Origin of the sequence: Sporosarcina sp. FSL K6-1522, from assembly GCF_038622445.1 — a bacterium.
In the GTDB taxonomy this organism is placed as follows: Bacteria; Bacillota; Bacilli; order Bacillales_A; family Planococcaceae; genus Sporosarcina.
In genome coordinates, this window is record NZ_CP152019.1 from 2,114,687 (window position 1) to 2,133,898 (window position 19,212).

Here is a 19,212-nt window from a genome sequence, read left to right on the forward strand (position 1 = left end):
TAGTAAAGTAATAAAGTAGAGGTGTTGGATTTGGTCAAAAACGAAGTGTATCCTGAACGTATGTTATACGATAATGAAAAAGTGGAACGAATCATTAAGACCATTAATAAGCGCTTTACAACGTACGGCTACAAACGCATTAAAACGTCAGCTTTCGAACAATATGATTTATATTCTAAGGTGAAAAGTTCGATTAATCAAAATGAAATGATTAAAGTGATTGATCAAACAGGGCAAGTGCTCGTCTTGAGGCCGGATGTCACCATTCCGATTACACGCGAATTAGCGGAAAATACGCCTGAATTGGCAGACGAGCTTCGTTACTTTTACGTGCAAGAAGTATTTCGTCAACCAACCGATCGTAACGACAGTATCGAAAGTACGCAAGCCGGTGTTGAATATTTTTGTCAAAGCTCGGCCGAAGCGGATGCAGAAGTCATTGCGCTCGCTTGCCATACGATGAAAGACTTAGGATTCTTGGACATTAAAATCGAAATTGGTCATGCTTCCTTTTTCCATGAACTTGTGCAAGATCTCCCTCTATCAGACCAACAAATTGCACAGTTGAAGACGCTTATTCAAGCGAAAAATGTTGTGGAAATTGGCCCGTACCTTCAACGTCTCGATATTGATGCGGAAGTGCGAGAGGCGATTGAACGGATTCCCTTTTTATATGGCAATCCGGCTGAAGTGAGTGAACGAGCGAAGGGAATTGCCTTAACGCAGAAAATGCAAGAGACGCTCGATTATTTAACGGACGTCTACGACATCTTAAAAATGTACGGCTTGGAACAGTATATTGTCAGTGATTTAGGGTTGATTAATCATATGGGCTATTATTCCGGTGTTATTTTTCAAGGGTATGTTGAGAAGTTAGGCAAGCCGGTCTTGATGGGCGGACGTTATGACCGTTTAGGGGATGAGTTTGGTTCAGCACTTCCGGCTGTTGGTTTCGCATGTGAAATTGAATCCATTGTCAAAGCTACAGAAAGTAGAGAAGTGCGTTCGCGCTTTCCAATTGATGTAAAAATTATTTATGACGATGCACGATTGGAACAGGCGATTGCGATTGCCAATGAATTGCGTGAACGAAATTATAGTGTTCTATCATTTTCGACATCTAAGGAATGTGTGAATCGTCAACAAAGCGTCTACACCATTCAGCTAGCAAAAGAGCGAGGGCAATTACAATATAAAGAGAAAACGATTCCTTTTTCAGATATGAAAGAGGTCTTGGCGTTACTTGTTGGGGTGAAAGGAGCTACATAAATGAATTATCTTACAGTCGCTATGGCAAAGGGGCGTACAGCGGACAAAGCGCTCACATTATTTGATAAAGCAGGTGTCCGGTTTTCCGACTTTCATGATGAGAGTAGGAAGTTGGTCATCTATGATGATAACAATCAAGTAAAGCTCATATTTGTAAAAGCGGTCGATGTTCCGACCTATGTAGCAAATGGGGCGGCAGATATTGGGGTTGTTGGAAAGGATACACTGATGGAAGACCCTGTTGATGTGTATGAATTATTGGATCTTGGTATCGGTAAATGCCAACTAGCCGTAGCAGGTTTTCCAGGTAAAGAGTTTTCAAGTAGCACAGCATTAACGGTCGCATCGAAATATCCAGCTGTAGCCAAAGAGTATTTCGATAGTAAAGGTATTCGGGTGGAAACGATCAAATTAAATGGTTCAATCGAATTGGCGCCGCTTATTGGTATGTCGGATGTCATCGTTGACATTGTAGAATCTGGTGCGACGTTACGAGAGAATGGCTTGGTCGTTTTGGAGACGATTGCTGATGTCAGTGCACGATTGATTGTCAATAAAGCGAGTTACGCAACGAAAACAAGCCAAATTCAGCAATTCATCTCGGATTTAAAAGCAGCATTGGAGTGATAGGGCATGCGAATTGTAACAGTGGAACAATATGCAAATGAACAAGCACAAGGAAAAGCGGTGCAACATAATGACTTGGAATTCGATAAAACTGTGCTTGAAATTATCGGAACAGTACGTGAACAAGGCGATGAGGCGTTAATGAGCTATACGGAACAATTTGATGGCATTCGCCTTGATTGTTTGATTGTCAGTGATGAAGAGTTTGAGGAAGCACAGACGCAGGTGACGGAAGAGTTTCTTGGTGCATTGCGGACAGCGAAGCGTAATATTACGGCATTCCACGCGGAACAAAAAGAAAAGTCATGGTTCATCAATCAGGATAAGGGCATTATGCTAGGTCAGAAAGTGACGCCGCTGGATAGTGTCGGTATCTATGTACCGGGAGGAAAAGCGGCCTATCCTTCAACGGTCCTCATGAATGCCATTCCAGCGAAGATTGCGGGAGTGGGACGGATTGCCATGGTGACACCACCGCAGCGAAACGGCAAAGTGAATCCACATGTGCTTGTGGCTGCACAAGAGGCAGGCGTCGATGTTGTGTATAAAGTCGGTGGTGCACAAGCGATTGCAGCCTTGGCTTATGGGACGGAAACGGTGCAAAAAGTTGTGAAGATTACAGGTCCCGGTAATGCATTTGTCGCACGTGCGAAAAAGTGGGTATTTGGAGACGTGGCGATTGATATGATTGCAGGACCAAGTGAAATTTGCGTCGTTGCAGATGATACAGCGAATCCGACGTTTGTGGCGGCGGATTTATTGTCACAGGCCGAGCATGATGAGCGGGCGACAGCTATTTGTGTCACGACGAGCGCTACGTTTGCGGAAGCACTGCAAGTGGATGTGGCAGAGCAAATCGCCTGTGCTGATCGTAAGGACATCATCGAGAAATCCATTGCGGATAATGGTCGCATCGTGCTCGTTGACACATTAGATGAAGTATTCCAATTCGTCAACGAGCTAGCACCTGAACATTTACAGCTCATGGTAGAAAATCCGATGGAACAATTGCCATATATTCATCATGCAGGCGCCATCTTTTTAGGTAATTACTCACCAGAAGCGCTCGGGGATTATATGGCAGGACCAAACCATACTTTGCCAACGAGTGGAACATCGGCGTTTTCTTCACCACTAGGCGTTTATGATTTCATGAAAAAATCAAGCATTATTCAGTATTCACAGCAAGCGTTGCAAGACGTTGCAGACGACATCATAACAATCGCTAATGCGGAAGGCTTAACAGCGCATGCAAAGTCGATTCAAGTGAGAAAGGCGGAAAACAATGCGTAGTAAATCGATTGCAAGACAAACAGCGGAGACGAAAGTTCAATTGGACTTCGCGATAGATGGTAGCGGCAAAACGGATATTAACACGGGTGTTGGCTTTTTAGATCATATGCTAACGTTATTTACTAAACATGGTCGATTCGATTTAACGGTCGATTGTGATGGCGATATTGATGTGGACCAGCACCATACGGTTGAGGATATCGGCATTGTCTTAGGACAAGCATTTGCTGACAGCATTGGCACAAAAGAAGGCATCGAGCGCTATGCGACGATATCCACACCGATGGATGAAGCACTGTCGACTGTGTCGTTAGATTTGAGCGGACGTTCTTATTTGGTTTTCAATGTCGACGGCATGAAAGATAAAGTCGGCAACTTTGATACAGAGCTTGTGGAAGAGTTTTTCATCGCTTTTACAAATAATGCGAAAATCAATTTGCATATCAATTTACAATACGGCAAAAATACGCACCATATTATCGAATCAATCTTTAAAGGATTCGGCCGGGCATTGCGAGTTGCGAGTACCATTAATCCAGACGTGAAAGGCGTTCCATCTACTAAGGGAATGCTATAAAGAAAAGCGGGCGCCTGGAGTCTAGACATGAAAAGGGGGATACCATCATGATTTTATTTCCTGCAATTGATATTCGCGGTGGGAAATGTGTTCGATTGATTCAAGGGGATTACGATAAAGAAATTATTTACAACGATTCACCAACTGCCATGGCAAAAGAGTGGGAGGAGCAAGGAGCTGCTTATATTCACGTTGTCGATTTGGACGGTGCAAAAACGGGCGATTCGCTGAACAAAGAAGCAATTCAAGCGATTGCGGGTAGTGTATCGATTCCGGTGCAAGTAGGAGGCGGCATTCGTTCAATGGATATCGTCGACGCACATATTGCGGCGGGCGTGAGCCGTGTTATTATCGGGACAGCCGCTATTCAAAATCAGCAATTTCTAGCAGAAGCTGTGGCGAAATATGGCGACAAGATTGCAGTTTCCATTGATGCACGTAACGGCTTTGTGGCAACGGATGGCTGGACGGAAACGAGCGATGTCAAAGCGGTGGATCTGTTGCAAAAGCTAGTGGAAATTGGTGTGCAAACCGTAGTCTATACAGACATTATGAAAGATGGCATGTTGCAAGGGCCGAACTTATACGAACTTGAAATGATGAATAACGCCTCGTCGATTGACATTATCGCATCAGGTGGTGTTTCGACGGAGGAAGATATCGCAAAGTTGCGAGAACTGAATATGTACGGAGCGATTATCGGTAAGGCGCTATACGAAGGAAAACTATCTTTAGTCAAACTATTGGAGGACGACAACGATGCCAAGTAATCGAATTATTCCATGTTTAGATTTTGATAACGGGAAAGTCGTAAAAGGCAAAAAGTTTCTTGAAGTGAAAGAAGTCGCAGATCCGCTAACATTGGCTAAAAAATATGTAGCTGACGGTGCGGATGAGCTGGTATTTTACGATATCGCTGCTTCAACGAAAAATCGTGCCATGTTTCTGGATTTGATTGCAGAAATTGCGAAAGAAGTGCCGATTCCCTTTATCGTTGGTGGGGGCATCCGAACGATTGATGACATTCAAAAAGTGTTTGATGCAGGAGGCGATAAAGTCTCCATTAATAGTGCAGCGCTCACGAATCCTTCTTTAATAGAAGAAGCGGCGAAGAAATTTGGTTCTGAGCGTGTGATTTTATCGATGGATGTCAACGAAGTGGGTCCCTCTAAATGGTCGGTCTTTGCCAAAGGTGGACAAGAGGATACGGGCATGGATGCCATCGAATGGGCGGTACGTGGCGAAAAGCTTGGTGCAGGTGAACTAGTCGTCAATAGTATCGGTGAAGATGGCGTCAAGGACGGGTATAATCTTGAATTGACACGAGCCGTTGCAGAGGCCGTTACAATCCCGGTTATTGCAAGTGGGGGAGCTGGGAAACCTGAACACTTCCGCACTGTCTTGACCGAAGGAAAAGCTGATGCGGCACTCGCAGCATCTGTTTTCCATTTCGAAGATATTCACATTGGTGATTTGAAAAACTATTTAGCGGAACAAAATACATCTGTTGGGAATGACTGACTATGACAATTGACATTGATAATCTGACATTTGATAAAGACGGGTTAATCCCCGCAATCGTGCAAGATGATCGGACAGGCAAGGTCTTGATGCTCGCTTATATGAACGAAGAAGCATTGACAAAAACGATAGAAACGAAAGAAACGTGGTTTTTTAGTCGCTCTAGACAAGAGCTTTGGAATAAAGGCGCTACTTCAGGCAATCGTCAACAAGTTCAACGCCTGTTTTTCGATTGCGATCAAGATACCATTTTAGTACAAGTATTACCGCAGGGACCTGCTTGCCACACAGGTGAAGTGACTTGCTTCAACACGAAAGCGTTAGAAGTTACTACATCCAGTCGGGAAGTTGTACAAGAAGTGGTCGATGAAATTAAAGAGCGCCATAATAACCCTGTAGAAGGTTCGTACACAACATATCTCTTCCGCGAAGGCTTGGATAAAATCCTGAAAAAAGTTGGGGAAGAAACAACGGAAGTTGTCATCGGTGCAAAAAATCGAGACAAAGCTGAAGTGACGAGTGAGCTGGCAGACTTGACGTATCATTCCCTTGTTTTAATGGAAGAGCTTGGTGTTACAGTGGAAGATGTTAAAGGTGAATTACGCAAAAGACGTCCAAATCGTGAAGTGTTGCGCAATGAGTAAATTTTGGAGCAGTATGGTGAAACGGACGGAGCCGTATGTACCTGGGGAGCAAGTCATTCAGCCGAACATTGTAAAGTTAAATACCAATGAAAACCCATATCCGCCGAGTCCAAAAGTCATGGAAGCGATTCGTGGGGAGATGGAGCGCAATCTGCAATTATATCCATCACCAACAGCAGATGATTTGCGTGCAACGGTTGGTCGTAGCTATGGACTAAGTGCCGACGAAGTATTTGTCGGCAACGGCTCAGACGAAGTATTGGCCTTTTCTTTTATGGCGTTTTTTGAGCCTGGGCAGGCAATCCGTTTTCCGGCCGTTACGTATAGTTTTTATCCGGTATATGCCAAGCTTTTTGATATTCCATATGAAGAAGTACCGTTAAATGACGATTTTACATTGCAAGTTGACCAGTTCTTTCAGTCTGAAGGTGGTGTTATTTTACCGAATCCGAACGCACCGACAAGTCTGTATACTGAACTTGAACATATCGAGGCTATTGTGAAAAATAACCCAGACAAAGTCGTTATTATCGATGAAGCGTATATTGATTTTGCATCGAAATCTGCGGCGGAACTCATACAGCAGTACGATAATTTACTCGTTGTGCAGACGACATCCAAATCACGGTCATTGGCGGGCTTACGTGTCGGCTTTGCGATGGGGAATACTTCGTTGATTGCTGCACTAGTTCGCATTAAAGATTCATTTAACTCCTATACATTGGACCGACTGGCACTTGTCGGGGCTCAAGCGGCGTTTGAGGATGAAGCGTATTTTGCGGAAACGACAGGGAAGATTATTGCTACGCGTAATAAAATCCAAACGACATTGGAACAGCTTGGTTTTTCTGTTCCCCCTTCGCAAGCGAATTTTGTGTTCGCTAGTCATGAAACGGTCTCTGCAGAGTATTTATACAATGCATTGAAAAAAAGGGGCATCCTCGTTCGTTATTTCAATAAACCAGGAATTGATAACTATTTACGTATTACCATCGGGACGGATGAACAGATGAAGCAATTCGCTGTGAAATTACGAGAGATTTTAGAAAAATAAAAAACTGTAAACCCTTGTGCTTAAAGGGTTTACAGTTTTTTTGAAGGTGAGAAATTATCAGTTTTTCTACGTAACTTACAGTCTAGGCTCTAGCACCAAGGCGCCTGCGCTTTTCTTTAGTTCGTTAAATAGAGTGTCGCAAAATTATCATTTTCCATCGGGTGTGCTTCAAAGCCTTCTACATAATCAGCAAGACCAATTGGCGGTGTTGTATGTGCGATCGGTACCCACGGAGCATCTGCGTGGAACAGAACTTGCGCTTCTTGATATAACGCAATACGTTCATCTTGATCGAATGTAACACGTGCTTTTTCGATTAAGGCTTGGAATTCCTCATTTACATAGAAAGCACTATTGCTGGCAGGTTTTTCAACGTTGGTGCTACTTAAGTTCGGGTAGAGGAAGTTGTCGGGATCTGCCATGACTCCTGTCCAACCATACATCGCCATTGTATGTTCACCTGCACTCACTTTTTCTAAATAGGTCGCCCATTCATACGTAAGGATATCTGCTTCGATGCCAACTGCTTTCAAATTGGCTTGCATAGCTTCGGCGGATTTTAAAGGTTGTGGCATATACGGTCTTGGATTACTCATTGTCCAAATTTCCGTTTTAAAGCCGTCTGGATAACCAGCTTCTGCGAGTAATTTCTTTGCTTCTTCTACGTTAAATGAATAGTCTTCAATGCCATCATTGAATCCCCACAGTGATGGTGGAATCGGATTTTTTGCTACTTCAGCGTAGCCGCTAAAGAATCCATCGACTAAGCCTTTTTTATCAATGGCCATATTAATTGCTTGGCGTACCTTTACGTTATCGAAAGGCGCTTTTTGTGTGTTAAATGCTAGGTAGCTGATGTTGAAACTTGGGCGTTTAATGAGTTTCAAGTTTGGATTAGCTTCGACTGTGCCGGCATCACCTGGATTCATGCCATCGATGATATCTGCTTCTCCCGTCGTTAGTGCATTTAAACGCGCAGAATTGTCTGGAACGACTGTGAAAATCATCTTATCTAGCAGTGGTTGCCCCTTCACATAATAATTTTCGTTTGCTTTTAAGACGATTTTATCGTTTCGCGTCCAACTTTCGAATTCAAATGGACCTGTGCCTACAGGATGTTCATAAAAGTTATCCTTGTTTTTTTCGATGGCTGTAGGGCTTGCGATTCCGAACATGGGAATGGCTAGGAAACTAATGAAAGGAGCAGTTGGTTCGGTCAATTTGATTTCAACAGTTGATGGATCTACTGCTTTTACGTGTTCAATTTTATGGGTTGGATCACCTTTGAATCCACCATATAGAAACGGATAATATGGAAAGTCTCCAATATGGTATGGGTTTTCAGGATCCATCCAACGTTCAAAGTTGAAGACGACTGCATCTGCATTGAAATCGGTGCCATCATGGAACTGAATTCCTTCTTTCAGGCGAAGCTTCCATGTTACGCCATCGTCTGCAACTTCGTAAGATTCCGCTAATTTAGGCTGCAATTCTAGATTTGTATCGTATTCAAATAATGTTTCGAAAATCGCATGGGTGACGCGAATCGATTCGCCATCTGTAATATTGATAGGATCTAACCCAACAGAATCCGCACCACGGGCATAGATCACTGTGCCACCTTGTTTAGTTGTACCATCATCTTTGCTTGGTTTGTCGGCATCGCTCTTCTTATCCCCTGCACAAGCGCTTAGCAGTACGGATAGGACAAGTAAAATGCTCATAGTTATTAACGCTTTTCTATTCATGGAAACTCCTCCTCTGTGTCAATGAGATGTACGAAGGTAATCTTGAAAAATTCTTCGCACGAATCGCATTATTCGACAAAATTCACTATCGATATATCATATATTACAGAGGGTTATTCGTCAATGAAGGCTCCGAGTGATTTTTTTTTGGTTAATATCAGTAGAGGTGTTGCTGTGTAAATGGATTGCCTAAAAGTAAACAACATATATGGGAAACTGTTATACTTGTACTATTGTAATGGTGAAGAGTAGGGAGGTTTATCGTTATGTTAGGGTCAAAATACATTGATGTTGCACTTATTTTGTTTATGGGGTATTTTGCGGTTACGCGATTTTCGAGCGGACAAGTGGGCATTGGAATCTTTTTTACAGTGTTATGTCTATTGAATACACTCACACTTGTTGTAAAAGTTAAACGAGAAAAAGAAACAAAAAGTAACGCACAATGACGTGAAGAGAAGCAGCGAGACTAGGGTTCCCCTCGAATGAAGGGAGACCCTAGTTTTTTATCTTCATTCAGCAAATCTTTTTGTACTGAAAGCGAAGCGTCAGCTATAGAAAACTTCCTCCTCGGTAGGTGGCGAGATGAATGCGGTTTTGTTTTACTGTTCATCGGGTGTTCAAACGCCTGCTGAACGAAGACAAAGCCTCCGGCGGATGTCACAGATTTTTTAGGGGTGCTTTGGAAGGCAGTCTAAGTGCGCGACGTCCTGTCACGACGACTGCATGACCTACTTCCTGTAGGCCCCGAGCTCGAAAAAAATCTGGACGCAATTACGCCGAGGCGTAATTGATTATTGTATCGGTTTCACTTGATGGACATGAACCATAATTTGCTGGTCGAATTCATATGATGGATTAGTGCTAACATTTTGGGTTTTATTGAGGGCAGATAGGAGGTGAGGGGTATGGCGAAATCACTGCTGAAGATTTCTGTCGTCTATTTCATGATTGGGATTGCGTTTGGGTTATACATGTCGGTCACGCATGTCTTCAACATGACATCTGTGCATGTTCACATCACTTTACTCGGTTGGATGTCGTTGGCTTTAGTAGGGGTATTTTATCATTTGTATCCCAATTTGGGGAAGACCGGTTTGGCAAAAGCGCATTTCTGGCTGCATAATATCGGTTTGCCGGTGATGATGATTGCCATTGCTTTAGCCATTTTAGGCGTGAGTCCTGTATTTTTTCCAATTGCAACTGCTGGTGGCGCAGCGACACTGATTGGTATTTTCTGTTTTGGTTTTAATGTTTTGCTGAATCTTAATAAACGTTCGGCTTAAAAAATGGATGTCAATCAGCCTTTTATCGGAGCGGTGTCGATAAGGGTTGATTGGCATTCACAAACAAAATAAGTTGTTCCAATACCTCATTTCCTGTAGTATACTATGTGAATTGTATTTTTTGAAATGAGGAGTCATAATGAAGAATTCTATATATGGATTAACGATGGAGCAACTAACAGAATGGTTATTAGAGCGAGGCCATAAAAAATTCCGTGCATCCCAAGTATGGGATTGGCTGTACAAAAAACGCGTCACAAGTTTTGCGGAAATGACAAATGTGAACAAAGAATGTCTACAATTGTTGGAAGACAATTTTGCAATTCAGACATTGGAGCAAACTGTGAAGCAAGAGTCGGCAGATGGAACGATCAAGTTCCTATTTAAAATGCAGGACGGTAATTTAATCGAGACGGTATTGATGAAATTCCCTTACGGTCATTCGGTTTGTGTAACAACACAAGTCGGCTGTAACATTGGCTGTAGTTTCTGTGCAAGTGGATTATTGAAAAAGAGCCGCGATTTAAACGCAGGCGAAATCGTTGAGCAAATTATGAAAGTACAGTTCCATCTTGACGCAAAAGAGCAAGAGGATCGTGTCAGTCATATTGTTGTTATGGGCATCGGCGAACCGTTCGACAATTACACGAACTTGATGGATTTCCTTCGCGTCGTCAACGACCAAAAAGGATTGGCCATTGGTGCACGTCATATTACGGTATCGACAAGTGGGAACCCACATAAAATCAGAGAATTTGCCAATGAAAACATCCAAGTCAACTTGGCTGTGTCGTTACATGCACCAAACAATGACTTACGTACACGCATTATGAAAATTAACAAAGCGTTCCCAATCGAAGTGTTGATGGATTCCATTGATTATTATTTGGAAACGACTAATCGTCGAATTACGTTTGAATACATTATGTTGCAAGATGTCAATGATCATGTGGCAGAAGCGCAACAATTAGGGAAATTACTGGAAAATAAACGTCATCTATCCTACGTCAACTTAATTCCTTATAACCCAGTTGATGAGCATGACCAATACCGCCGTAGTACACCAGAAGCAATCGATGCATTTTACAAAGCACTTCGTAAAAAAGGCATCAATGGCGGTGTTCGTCTTGAACAAGGAACGGATATTGACGCGGCGTGTGGTCAGTTACGCAGTAAGCAAATTAAGAAAGAGAAAGCGAAATAATCGAGTGTAGTGAAACAGCGGCTAATCCCCATAATATGAGGATTAGCCGCTGTTTCCATTAGTTTATAGGCGGAGGAGACACTGAATTCTTAATAGCTCAAAAAATGTAAGCTTACCAATACAATGGGAATTGTTTTGGGGCTGAAGCATTTTTGTCATATTAAATCTCTTTTTTATAAAATGTACCGAATTTGCTCCACATTTCTTCCATCTTATTAAGGCGATTTTCGACTTCCTTTTCACGTTCTTTCCCTAAATAAACAATTAAAGCATTGATTAGGCTTAAAGGAGCGGTGAAAGAATCTATGAACGAAGGCATATCGCTTGAGGCGGTTAAGGTGATGTCTGAATGATGTAGTAGGGGAGACAGTAAGTTATCCGTAATTGCGATTGTGCTTGCTCCCATGTCCTTGGCAAAAGCGATTGTGTTAATGGTGCTGCTTGAATAACGGGCAAAACTTATTCCAATAACGACATCATCCTGATTTAAAGAGTAGAGTTGTTCGGAAATACTTTCAAAGGACCCTAAGATTTCAGAGTTCTCAAGAATAATGTTTAAATAATATTGCAGAAAGACACCTAGTGATGCAGCACTTCTATTCGCAGAGATATAGACCTTATTCGCATTTAAAAGAATTGTTGCTACCCTATGAAAAGACTCAATATCCAGATTCTCCATAGTTGACTTAATATTATCAATGTCATCATTGAAAATGTCATAAATGGCTTGTTCTTTATCATCGTAGACATGAGAAGACATTTTCAATCGATCAGTCGCCGTCAATTGCTCTTGGATCGAGTTTTGCATATACTGTTGCATTTCTGGGTAGCCAGAATAGCCCAAAGTAGTTGCGAACCTAACGACTGTTGCTTCACTTACGTCAGCTTTTTTGGCAAGCGTTGCTACTTTGAAAAAGGGAACAATATTGGAATTCTTTAAAATGTAGTTTGCGATTTTTTTATGTGATTTGCTCAGTTGGGTAATGTTTTCCGCAACATGTTGAAAAACATTTTTTTGACTCATCCAAATTCAATCCTTTAAATAGTATTTGGTTACAATTCTGGCATAACTAAATTTAGTAATTAATAGCCGGTGTACTTTTGGGTATCAAATTACGATCTAAATCGTCGAGGTAGGGAACATCAAACCTTGTTTTCCTAATAAGTGACAAATCCATATCATAAAGAAGAATATGTTCCTCATCCCTAGGCGACTCAACTAGTACCTTTCCATTCGGGGCTACAAGCTTACTTTTACCGCAACTACCTTCATGTACTGTATTTACGCCAAGCACATACACAGTATTATCTAATGCACGCGCAGGCAATTGAATATCCCATCTAGACTCGGCTGGAATACTCCATACTGAAGGACAGATAATTAACTGTGTGCCTTGTAAGGCTAGGATACGACTGGGTTCTGGAAATTCAATGTCTGCACAAATAAGAACACCAATATTACCGACCGAAGTAGGAATGACGTTATAATTTCTTTCACCAGGCGTAAAGACATTTTTTTCACGCCCCCATAGGAAAGACTTTCTGTAGGAGGTAAGTAATTCTCCATTATTCTCTATAACTGCACTAGCAATGTAAATGTTTTCGCCTTCTTCTTCGACAAATGGCACGACAAGCACAACGTTCAATTCTTTGGCGATTTTTTGGAATAGAGATATTGTCTTTCCAAGGGGTTTTTCACCAAAAACATCAAATTCCTCACGTGATAAATAATACCCGCTAATCCAAAGTTCTGGTAGTACAATTAATTTTGCACCTTTGCTTGCTGCTTCTGTAATCATTGAGATTGCTTTTGTTGTATTTTCTTCACCAAGGTTAGGTTTTGACTGCATTTGTATAGCTGCGATTTTAACCATTCCAAACACTTCCTTTTTTCTATAATGATTATAACACTTTTCTTAAAAATGATTTTGTTCGCTCGTTTTCGGGATTGGTAAATATTTTTTCTGGATGACCTTCTTCCATGATAATTCCTTGATCGAAAAAGATGACTCGATCACAAACATCACGGGCAAAAGCCATTTCATGTGTAACAACGACCATAGTCATTCCGCTTTTTGCTAAATCTTTCATGACTGATAATACTTCTTCTACTAATTCGGGATCAAGGGCTGAGGTAGGTTCATCGAACAACATGATTTTTGGATTCATAGCTAAACTTCGCGCGATGGCTACACGTTGCTTCTGCCCACCAGACAGTTTATCGGGATATACATCTGCTTTGTCTGCAAGTCCAACTTTATCAAGGAGTTCCATCGCATTTTGACGTGCATTTGCTTTTTTTACTTTACTCACAATCATCGGAGCTAATGTAATGTTTTCAATGACCGTCATGTGAGGGAATAAGTTGAATTGTTGGAAAACCATTCCTACCTCGCTGCGGACTTTGTTAATGTCGGTGCTTTTGTCAGTTAAGGACACACCTTCAATAACGATTTCGCCGGAGGTAACTTCCTCTAGCAAATTTAAACAACGAAGAAATGTACTTTTTCCAGAGCCTGAGGGGCCGATAATGGAAATCACTTCTTGTGCTTTTATATTGCAAGCAATACCTTTAAGAACTTCCAAGTCCCCATAATGTTTGTGTAAGTCATTTACTTGGATCATTTAACTTGCATCCTCCTTTCAATAAAACGCAAACCGAAAGAAATCGATAACGTCAAAATTAAATATAGAATGGCAACTGCCGTGTACACCTCGACTGCACGGAAGTTAGACGAAACAACTATAGTTCCTTGGCGGGTCAGTTCTCCTACACCAATAACGGTCAGTAAAGAGGTATCTTTAAGACTGATAATAAACTGATTTCCCAGTGGTGGTATCATTCTTCTGAAAGCTTGGGGCCATGTAATACGATATAAAGTTTGCAATTTTGTGAGACCAAGTGATCTACCAGCTTCTATTTGACCTTTGTCTATTGCTTGTACGGATCCACGTACGATTTCGGCAATGTAAGCACCTGCATTTATAGCAATAGTAGTAACTCCGGCTACAAGTGGATCGATTTTAATACCAAATATCATTGGCAGTGCAAAGTAAATATAGAGAGCTTGTACCATGATAGGGGTACCACGTATCATTTCTACATAAACAGTAGAAAGGCCAAAAAGAAACTTGTTTTTAGAGAGTCTCCCTAATCCGATAACGATTCCGATGAGAAACCCAATTAGAATACCAATAAATGCAATTAATATAGTATATTTTATTCCTTGGAGCAAGAAAGGGAGTGCATCAATCGCATATCCCCAATCCAATTTAAATCCATTATCCATAAACTATCCCCACTTTCATCTAAATTCCCACTTTTAAAAGACTATAATGACTAGTAAATAGTGAGGGAGCACTCCTATATTGGGTGCTCTCTTTTCCTTGCTCATTTTTGTGGGGGGGCTTCCCCAAACCATCTTTCGTATAACTCGTCATATGTCCCATTGTCTATCAACGTTTTTAAAGCTGCATCAACATCATTTTTTAATGTACTTCCTTTAGGAAATGCAATACCAAAAGATTGTCCTTCCAATAATTCACCTATTGTCTTTACTTTACCTTCGCCACTTGTCTTAATGTAATACTGTATGTTAGGTAAATCGAAAACTACAGCATCTGCGGAGCCTTTTTCAAGTTCCATATATGCTTGGTCGATGTTTGGAAAGGGGACTAACTTTTTAAGACCATCAATTTTAGATGCATAGTCATAACTGGATGTCCCCTGTTTTGTAGCTACAATTTTACCTTTTAAATCATCAACGTTTTTTATATTTTCTTCATCTGCTCTAACAAGAATTGCTGTTCCAGCATCATAGTAAGGTGAGCTAAAATCAATTACAGCTTCCCGTTCTGGTTTTATTGTTATTCCTGCAATTGCTAAATCTAAATTTTTTGTTTGAAGTGCAGGGATAATACCTGTGAAATCCATTGGTTTGAGTTCGTATTCAAATCCTGCTTCTTCTGAAACCGCTTTCAATAAATCAATGTCAAATCCAACATGTTCACCTGATTGCTGGTCTAAAAATTCAAAAGGTACATAACTTGTATCTGTACCAACTGTTAGAATTTCTTTTTGCTCATCTGCTTTTGTTGCATTTCCAGAACTGCATCCAGCAGCAACCAAACTACTAAATAAGACGGCATAGAGTGTCCATCTTCTTAAAATTCCCCTTTGCATTTCAATTCCTCCTTAAAAGTATTACTTTCATACTCATAATATTTGAATACAAAGAATTATGCAACAAGTATTTCATTACGGATAATAAAAAAATATTTTTATTTCATATAGATGCTTGTTTTTGCGAGGTGAAAGATAATGAATAATTTAAAAGATTCTTGTAATAGGTTTGCAAAAGGTTTTACGTTATGTATAATTGAAATAAATATTTCATTTTTATTGTAAATGAAATAAAAAAATCATTAAGAGGTGGAAGAGATGACGCAAAGTAAAGTTCTTTCTGGAATTGAAGAGTATATTAAAAAAACACCTATATCACTTGAGTTTTCAAAGACTTCTAGGAATATAATGCCTGGTGGAGTGACTGCCAATATCAAATTCTTTGAACCGTATCCGGTAATTATGAAAAAGGGAGCCGGAGCTTATTTAACGGATGTTGATGGGAACGAATATATTGATTACTTATTATCCTATGGTGCTTTGATGACGGGTCATGGACACCCAAAAGTAATGGAGGGTATCCAACGTCAATTAACTGAAGAAGGGACACTTCTATTTGGAACTCCTCACAATTTGGAAGTGAAGATGGGACAGAAAATCCAAGAATTATATCCAAGTATGGAGAGAGTGCGCTATACCAATTCAGGTACCGAAGCCACATTACTTTCAATTAGGATGGCATATGCATATACAGAAAAATATAAAATAGCAAAATTTGAAGGTCATTATCATGGCGGCTATGACCAAGTGTTGCTCAGTGTTAATCCACCCCTTGATGAGGCTGGACCAGCCAACAATCCAAATGCAATCATAGAATCAAAAGGTGTCGATCCTTATCATTTAGAGCATACAATTGTTCTTCCTTTTAATGACTTAGAAGCAACAACTGAAATTCTAACTAGGCATAAAGAGGAGATTGCAGCAGTAATTCTCGAGCCTATCCAAGGAGGGTTTATTCCCGCTGAAAAAAGCTTTATGGAAGGTTTACGTAAGGTTACTGAGAAGTTAGGGATACTACTGATATTTGATGAAGTTAAAACTGGTTTTCGTTTAGGATTGGGAGGAGCACAGGAGGTTTATGGGATAAAACCTGATCTAACAGCATTAGGGAAAGTTGTTGGAGGTGGTTTTCCGGTAGGGATTATCGGCGGAAAAAAAGAAATAATGGATATAAGTGCACCTACTGCAGCATCAGACGTTTTTGATAACAGTCAAAGTAAAGGATCAGGAGCTAAGGATGTATTATTCCACAGCGGGACTTACAATGGACACCCAACAATCCTTGCAGCAGGCTTAGCGACGATTGAAGTGCTTGAAAAGGAAATTGAACAAGTATTCAATGCTACTGAACAATTGAAGTCAGGGATTTGTGACTTGTTTGCGGCAAAAGGAATTAATGCACAGACTATAGGGATGGGGTCCATATTTAATATAGTTATCACGGAAAAAGACCATGTTCGAAGTTATCGTGACTTACAAGAATCTAATTTTGGTCTTAGAAAAGAAATTGATTACCACTTATTATCGCAGGGGATCTACACCAAACCTCTCAATCGATTTAGCTTATCTACTGTACATGGAGAAAAAGAAGTCGAACGGACACTCGAAGCATTTAGACACACATTAAACATCCTGTTTTAAGAGGAAGTAATGACGACACTTCCGTATTTGACATATACATTACGCCCATCTAGAAAAAGTAAGTCTACGTGGGCCTTTCTATTGTTCAGATTTATTATGAATCAAAAGTTTATACTTTAACTATTTTTACAGGGGGTATAAGATGAAACCGATTTATTCATCTGCAAAAGAGGCAGTTAGGGACATTCAAGATGGCGCGACTCTGATGGTTGGAGGGTTTGGGCTTGTTGGAATTCCGGAGCAACTTATCTTGGCACTGGTTGAAAAAGGTGTGAAGGATCTAACGGTCATTTCAAATAACTGTGGAGTCGATGAGTGGGGACTTGGTCTTCTATTGAAAAACAAACAAATTAAAAAAATGATTGGCTCATATGTAGGCGAAAATAAAGAGTTTGAGCGTCAAGTGCTCACTGGTGAAATTGAGGTCGAACTAACGCCACAGGGGACGCTCGCCGAAAAGATTCGTGCAGGCGGGGCGGGGATTCCAGCATTTTTCACCCCAGCAGGCGTTGGCACGCCAATAGCGAAAGGGAAAGAAACGCGCGAGTTTGACGGCAAAGAATATGTGCTGGAAGAAGCGCTTCATGCGGATTTTGCATTGATCCGTGCGGCGAGGGCAGATAAATTCGGGAACCTTATTTACAATAAAACAGCTCAAAACTTCAATCCAATGATGGCGGCAGCTGGAAAGTTCACGATTGCAGAGGTCGAGGAAATTGTGGAAACAGGCGATTTAGAACCGGCAATCGTTCACACGCCGAGCATCTACGTGCAAGGAATTCTACAGGCAGCGCAAGAAAAACGAATTGAGCGCCTGACGACTCGATAAGTAAGGAAAGGGGATGTGTGAATATGGGGCAAGTGAATGTACGGGAGCGAATTGCAAGACGAGCAGAAAAAGAGATTGAAGACGGAAACTATGTCAATCTCGGGATCGGAATGCCAACGCTCGTCGCTAACTATATTTCGGACGATAAAACAGTCGTCTTACAGTCTGAAAATGGACTTCTTGGCATCGGACCTTATCCGACGGTGGAAGAGGTCGATCCGGATTTAATTAATGCGGGGAAAGAAACGGTCACATCAATTCCAGGTTCTGCCTACTTTACGAGTGCAGAGTCATTCGCGATGATTCGAGGGGGGCATGTTGACGTTGCGATACTTGGAGCGATGGAAGTGTCCGAAAAAGGGGACCTTGCTAACTGGATGATTCCCGGTAAGATGATCAAAGGGATGGGCGGTGCAATGGACCTCGTTCATGGTGCGAAGAAAATCATTGTCATCATGGATCACGTTGCCAAAGACGGTTCTTCAAAAATTAAAAAAGAATGCTCACTTCCGCTTACAGGTAAAGGTGTCGTCCATAAAATCATTACGGAACGTGCATTAATTGATGTAACACCTGATGGATTGGAGTTAAAGGAAGTATTTGAGGGATTTACAATTCAAGATATTATAGATTCGACGGAAGTGGAACTTATAATAAAAGAAGTTAGAGAAAATGTTTCTTAAGTGCCGATGTGTTTACAAATGATTTACGGCTGGATTATAGTCAAAATTGAAGAAATAGGCATTGACGCAGTAAGCAAATTAAGAAAGAGAAGGCTAAGTAATTCAATTCAATTACATTACATGGATTAAAGAATAACAAAGACGCAACCGGATAATAAAGGATGCGTCTTTTTGTTGTCCAAATTTTAGTCGCCAGCTTATGAGTTTAGTTTTGCAATGGATGTGGACATAAATTGAAAAGCGCGTGTCATTCCTAGTCGAGGAGTTGCACGCGCTTTCACGTTATTTGCTTTTCCGTGTAAAGATGACAACGGCTTGAACCATAAGGCCAATACCCAATCCGAACGAAGTGATGATAAAGAGGCTCAAAATCCCTGCTAAGTCGCCAAAACCACCTGTGTTCATCAAGAAGCTGCGGAACAACTCCGCAAACCCAAGAATGAGTGCTGCCATAAAAATACGAAAAGCGATTTTTAAGTTGTAAAATAATAATAAGGAAGATAAAATACCTGCAATTAGGCCAAATGCGCCGAATGCGATATAGTTTTTCCATACAAGATCTTGGCCTAAAACCGTGCGTACACCGAGTATTAGAAGCACGAATGACGTGAGTCCGGTGAAAAAGCCAATTTTCCACAATTTATTATCCATAA

General features: G+C 41.1%; 21 protein-coding genes. 14 read left to right on the plus strand and 7 right to left on the minus strand.

What is annotated here, in order from left to right; genetic code table 11:
• Positions 1–30 precede the first annotated feature (30 nt).
• From hisZ to hisC, 8 genes are read left to right on the plus strand one after another with little or no spacing between them, the layout of a single operon-like run.
• Positions 31–1,269 (plus strand): ATP phosphoribosyltransferase regulatory subunit, encoded by a 1,239-nt coding sequence (hisZ, locus tag MKY34_RS10300; protein WP_342515072.1) that lies wholly within the window; start codon positions 31–33, stop codon positions 1,267–1,269.
• A complete protein-coding gene (gene hisG / locus MKY34_RS10305) occupies positions 1,270–1,896 on the plus strand; it encodes an ATP phosphoribosyltransferase (protein WP_342515073.1) in 627 nt (208 codons plus the stop codon).
• Between the two features lie 6 nt (positions 1,897–1,902).
• Positions 1,903–3,189, plus strand: a complete 1,287-nt coding sequence (gene hisD / locus MKY34_RS10310) for a histidinol dehydrogenase (protein ID WP_342515074.1) — start codon at positions 1,903–1,905, stop codon at positions 3,187–3,189.
• On the plus strand, positions 3,182–3,766 hold the full coding sequence (gene hisB, locus MKY34_RS10315) for an imidazoleglycerol-phosphate dehydratase HisB (RefSeq protein ID WP_342515075.1): 585 nt from the start codon (positions 3,182–3,184) through the stop codon (positions 3,764–3,766). Before hisD ends, hisB begins: the two co-directional genes overlap by 8 nt.
• A 47-nt stretch (positions 3,767–3,813) precedes the next feature.
• Entirely contained in the window at positions 3,814–4,536 is a 723-nt protein-coding gene (gene hisA / locus MKY34_RS10320) for a 1-(5-phosphoribosyl)-5-[(5-phosphoribosylamino)methylideneamino]imidazole-4-carboxamide isomerase (RefSeq protein WP_342515076.1), read from the plus strand.
• Positions 4,526–5,287 (plus strand): imidazole glycerol phosphate synthase subunit HisF, encoded by a 762-nt coding sequence (gene hisF, locus MKY34_RS10325; protein WP_342515077.1) that lies wholly within the window; start codon positions 4,526–4,528, stop codon positions 5,285–5,287. The genes hisA and hisF overlap by 11 nt, the downstream gene beginning before the upstream one ends.
• On the plus strand, positions 5,284–5,931 hold the full coding sequence (gene hisIE, locus MKY34_RS10330; protein ID WP_342515234.1) for a bifunctional phosphoribosyl-AMP cyclohydrolase/phosphoribosyl-ATP diphosphatase HisIE: 648 nt from the start codon (positions 5,284–5,286) through the stop codon (positions 5,929–5,931). The genes hisF and hisIE overlap by 4 nt, the downstream gene beginning before the upstream one ends.
• Positions 5,924–6,985 (plus strand): histidinol-phosphate transaminase, encoded by a 1,062-nt coding sequence (hisC, locus tag MKY34_RS10335; RefSeq protein ID WP_342515078.1) that lies wholly within the window; start codon positions 5,924–5,926, stop codon positions 6,983–6,985. Before hisIE ends, hisC begins: the two co-directional genes overlap by 8 nt.
• Positions 6,986–7,101: 116 nt before the next feature.
• Here the strand turns inward: hisC and MKY34_RS10340 are convergent, their stop codons facing one another.
• Positions 7,102–8,733 carry an ABC transporter substrate-binding protein gene (locus tag MKY34_RS10340; protein ID WP_342515079.1) on the minus strand — a complete coding sequence of 544 codons (1,632 nt, stop codon included), beginning with the start codon at positions 8,731–8,733 and terminating at the stop codon, positions 7,102–7,104.
• Positions 8,734–8,999: 266 nt separating this feature from the next.
• Between MKY34_RS10340 and MKY34_RS10345 the strand changes: the two genes are divergently transcribed.
• From MKY34_RS10345 to rlmN, 3 genes are all read left to right on the plus strand, one after another.
• A complete protein-coding gene (locus tag MKY34_RS10345; protein WP_342515080.1) occupies positions 9,000–9,182 on the plus strand; it encodes a hypothetical protein in 183 nt (60 codons plus the stop codon).
• A 459-nt stretch (positions 9,183–9,641) separates the two neighbouring features.
• Positions 9,642–10,019, plus strand: a complete 378-nt coding sequence (locus tag MKY34_RS10350; protein WP_342515081.1) for a cytochrome-c oxidase — start codon at positions 9,642–9,644, stop codon at positions 10,017–10,019.
• 139 nt (positions 10,020–10,158) lie between these two features.
• Positions 10,159–11,223, plus strand: coding sequence for a 23S rRNA (adenine(2503)-C(2))-methyltransferase RlmN (gene rlmN / locus MKY34_RS10355; RefSeq protein ID WP_342515082.1), 1,065 nt, complete (start codon positions 10,159–10,161; stop codon positions 11,221–11,223).
• A 160-nt stretch (positions 11,224–11,383) separates the two neighbouring features.
• Here the strand turns inward: rlmN and MKY34_RS10360 are convergent, their stop codons facing one another.
• The 5 genes from MKY34_RS10360 to glnH all read right to left on the minus strand — a co-directional run bounded on the left by MKY34_RS10360 (position 11,384) and on the right by glnH (position 15,406).
• Positions 11,384–12,247: a MurR/RpiR family transcriptional regulator gene (locus MKY34_RS10360; protein ID WP_342515083.1), complete on the minus strand. Its 864-nt coding sequence runs from the start codon at positions 12,245–12,247 to the stop codon at positions 11,384–11,386.
• A gap of 52 nt (positions 12,248–12,299) precedes the next feature.
• Complete coding sequence (locus MKY34_RS10365; RefSeq protein ID WP_342515084.1) at positions 12,300–13,097, minus strand: nitrilase-related carbon-nitrogen hydrolase; 798 nt, start codon at positions 13,095–13,097, stop codon at positions 12,300–12,302.
• Positions 13,098–13,125: 28 nt separating this feature from the next.
• On the minus strand, positions 13,126–13,848 hold the full coding sequence (locus MKY34_RS10370) for an amino acid ABC transporter ATP-binding protein (protein ID WP_342515085.1): 723 nt from the start codon (positions 13,846–13,848) through the stop codon (positions 13,126–13,128).
• Positions 13,845–14,513 (minus strand): ABC transporter permease subunit, encoded by a 669-nt coding sequence (locus MKY34_RS10375; RefSeq protein WP_342515086.1) that lies wholly within the window; start codon positions 14,511–14,513, stop codon positions 13,845–13,847. The genes MKY34_RS10370 and MKY34_RS10375 overlap by 4 nt, the downstream gene beginning before the upstream one ends.
• 101 nt (positions 14,514–14,614) lie before the next feature.
• Positions 14,615–15,406 carry a glutamine ABC transporter substrate-binding protein GlnH gene (gene glnH, locus MKY34_RS10380; RefSeq protein ID WP_342515087.1) on the minus strand — a complete coding sequence of 264 codons (792 nt, stop codon included), beginning with the start codon at positions 15,404–15,406 and terminating at the stop codon, positions 14,615–14,617.
• 258 nt (positions 15,407–15,664) lie between these two features.
• Here glnH and MKY34_RS10385 point away from each other — a divergent pair, with 258 nt between their 5' ends.
• The 3 genes from MKY34_RS10385 (at position 15,665) to MKY34_RS10395 (ending at position 18,559) form a co-directional block, all read left to right on the plus strand.
• A complete protein-coding gene (locus MKY34_RS10385) occupies positions 15,665–17,047 on the plus strand; it encodes an aspartate aminotransferase family protein (protein WP_342515088.1) in 1,383 nt (460 codons plus the stop codon).
• 142 nt (positions 17,048–17,189) lie between these two features.
• On the plus strand, positions 17,190–17,876 hold the full coding sequence (locus MKY34_RS10390) for a CoA transferase subunit A (RefSeq protein ID WP_342515089.1): 687 nt from the start codon (positions 17,190–17,192) through the stop codon (positions 17,874–17,876).
• Positions 17,877–17,899: 23 nt separating this feature from the next.
• Positions 17,900–18,559: a 3-oxoacid CoA-transferase subunit B gene (locus MKY34_RS10395; RefSeq protein ID WP_342515090.1), complete on the plus strand. Its 660-nt coding sequence runs from the start codon at positions 17,900–17,902 to the stop codon at positions 18,557–18,559.
• A 282-nt stretch (positions 18,560–18,841) separates the two neighbouring features.
• Here MKY34_RS10395 and MKY34_RS10400 read toward each other — a convergent pair whose 3' ends face one another.
• Positions 18,842–19,210, minus strand: coding sequence for a hypothetical protein (locus tag MKY34_RS10400; protein WP_342515091.1), 369 nt, complete (start codon positions 19,208–19,210; stop codon positions 18,842–18,844).
• Positions 19,211–19,212: the final 2 nt, after the last annotated feature.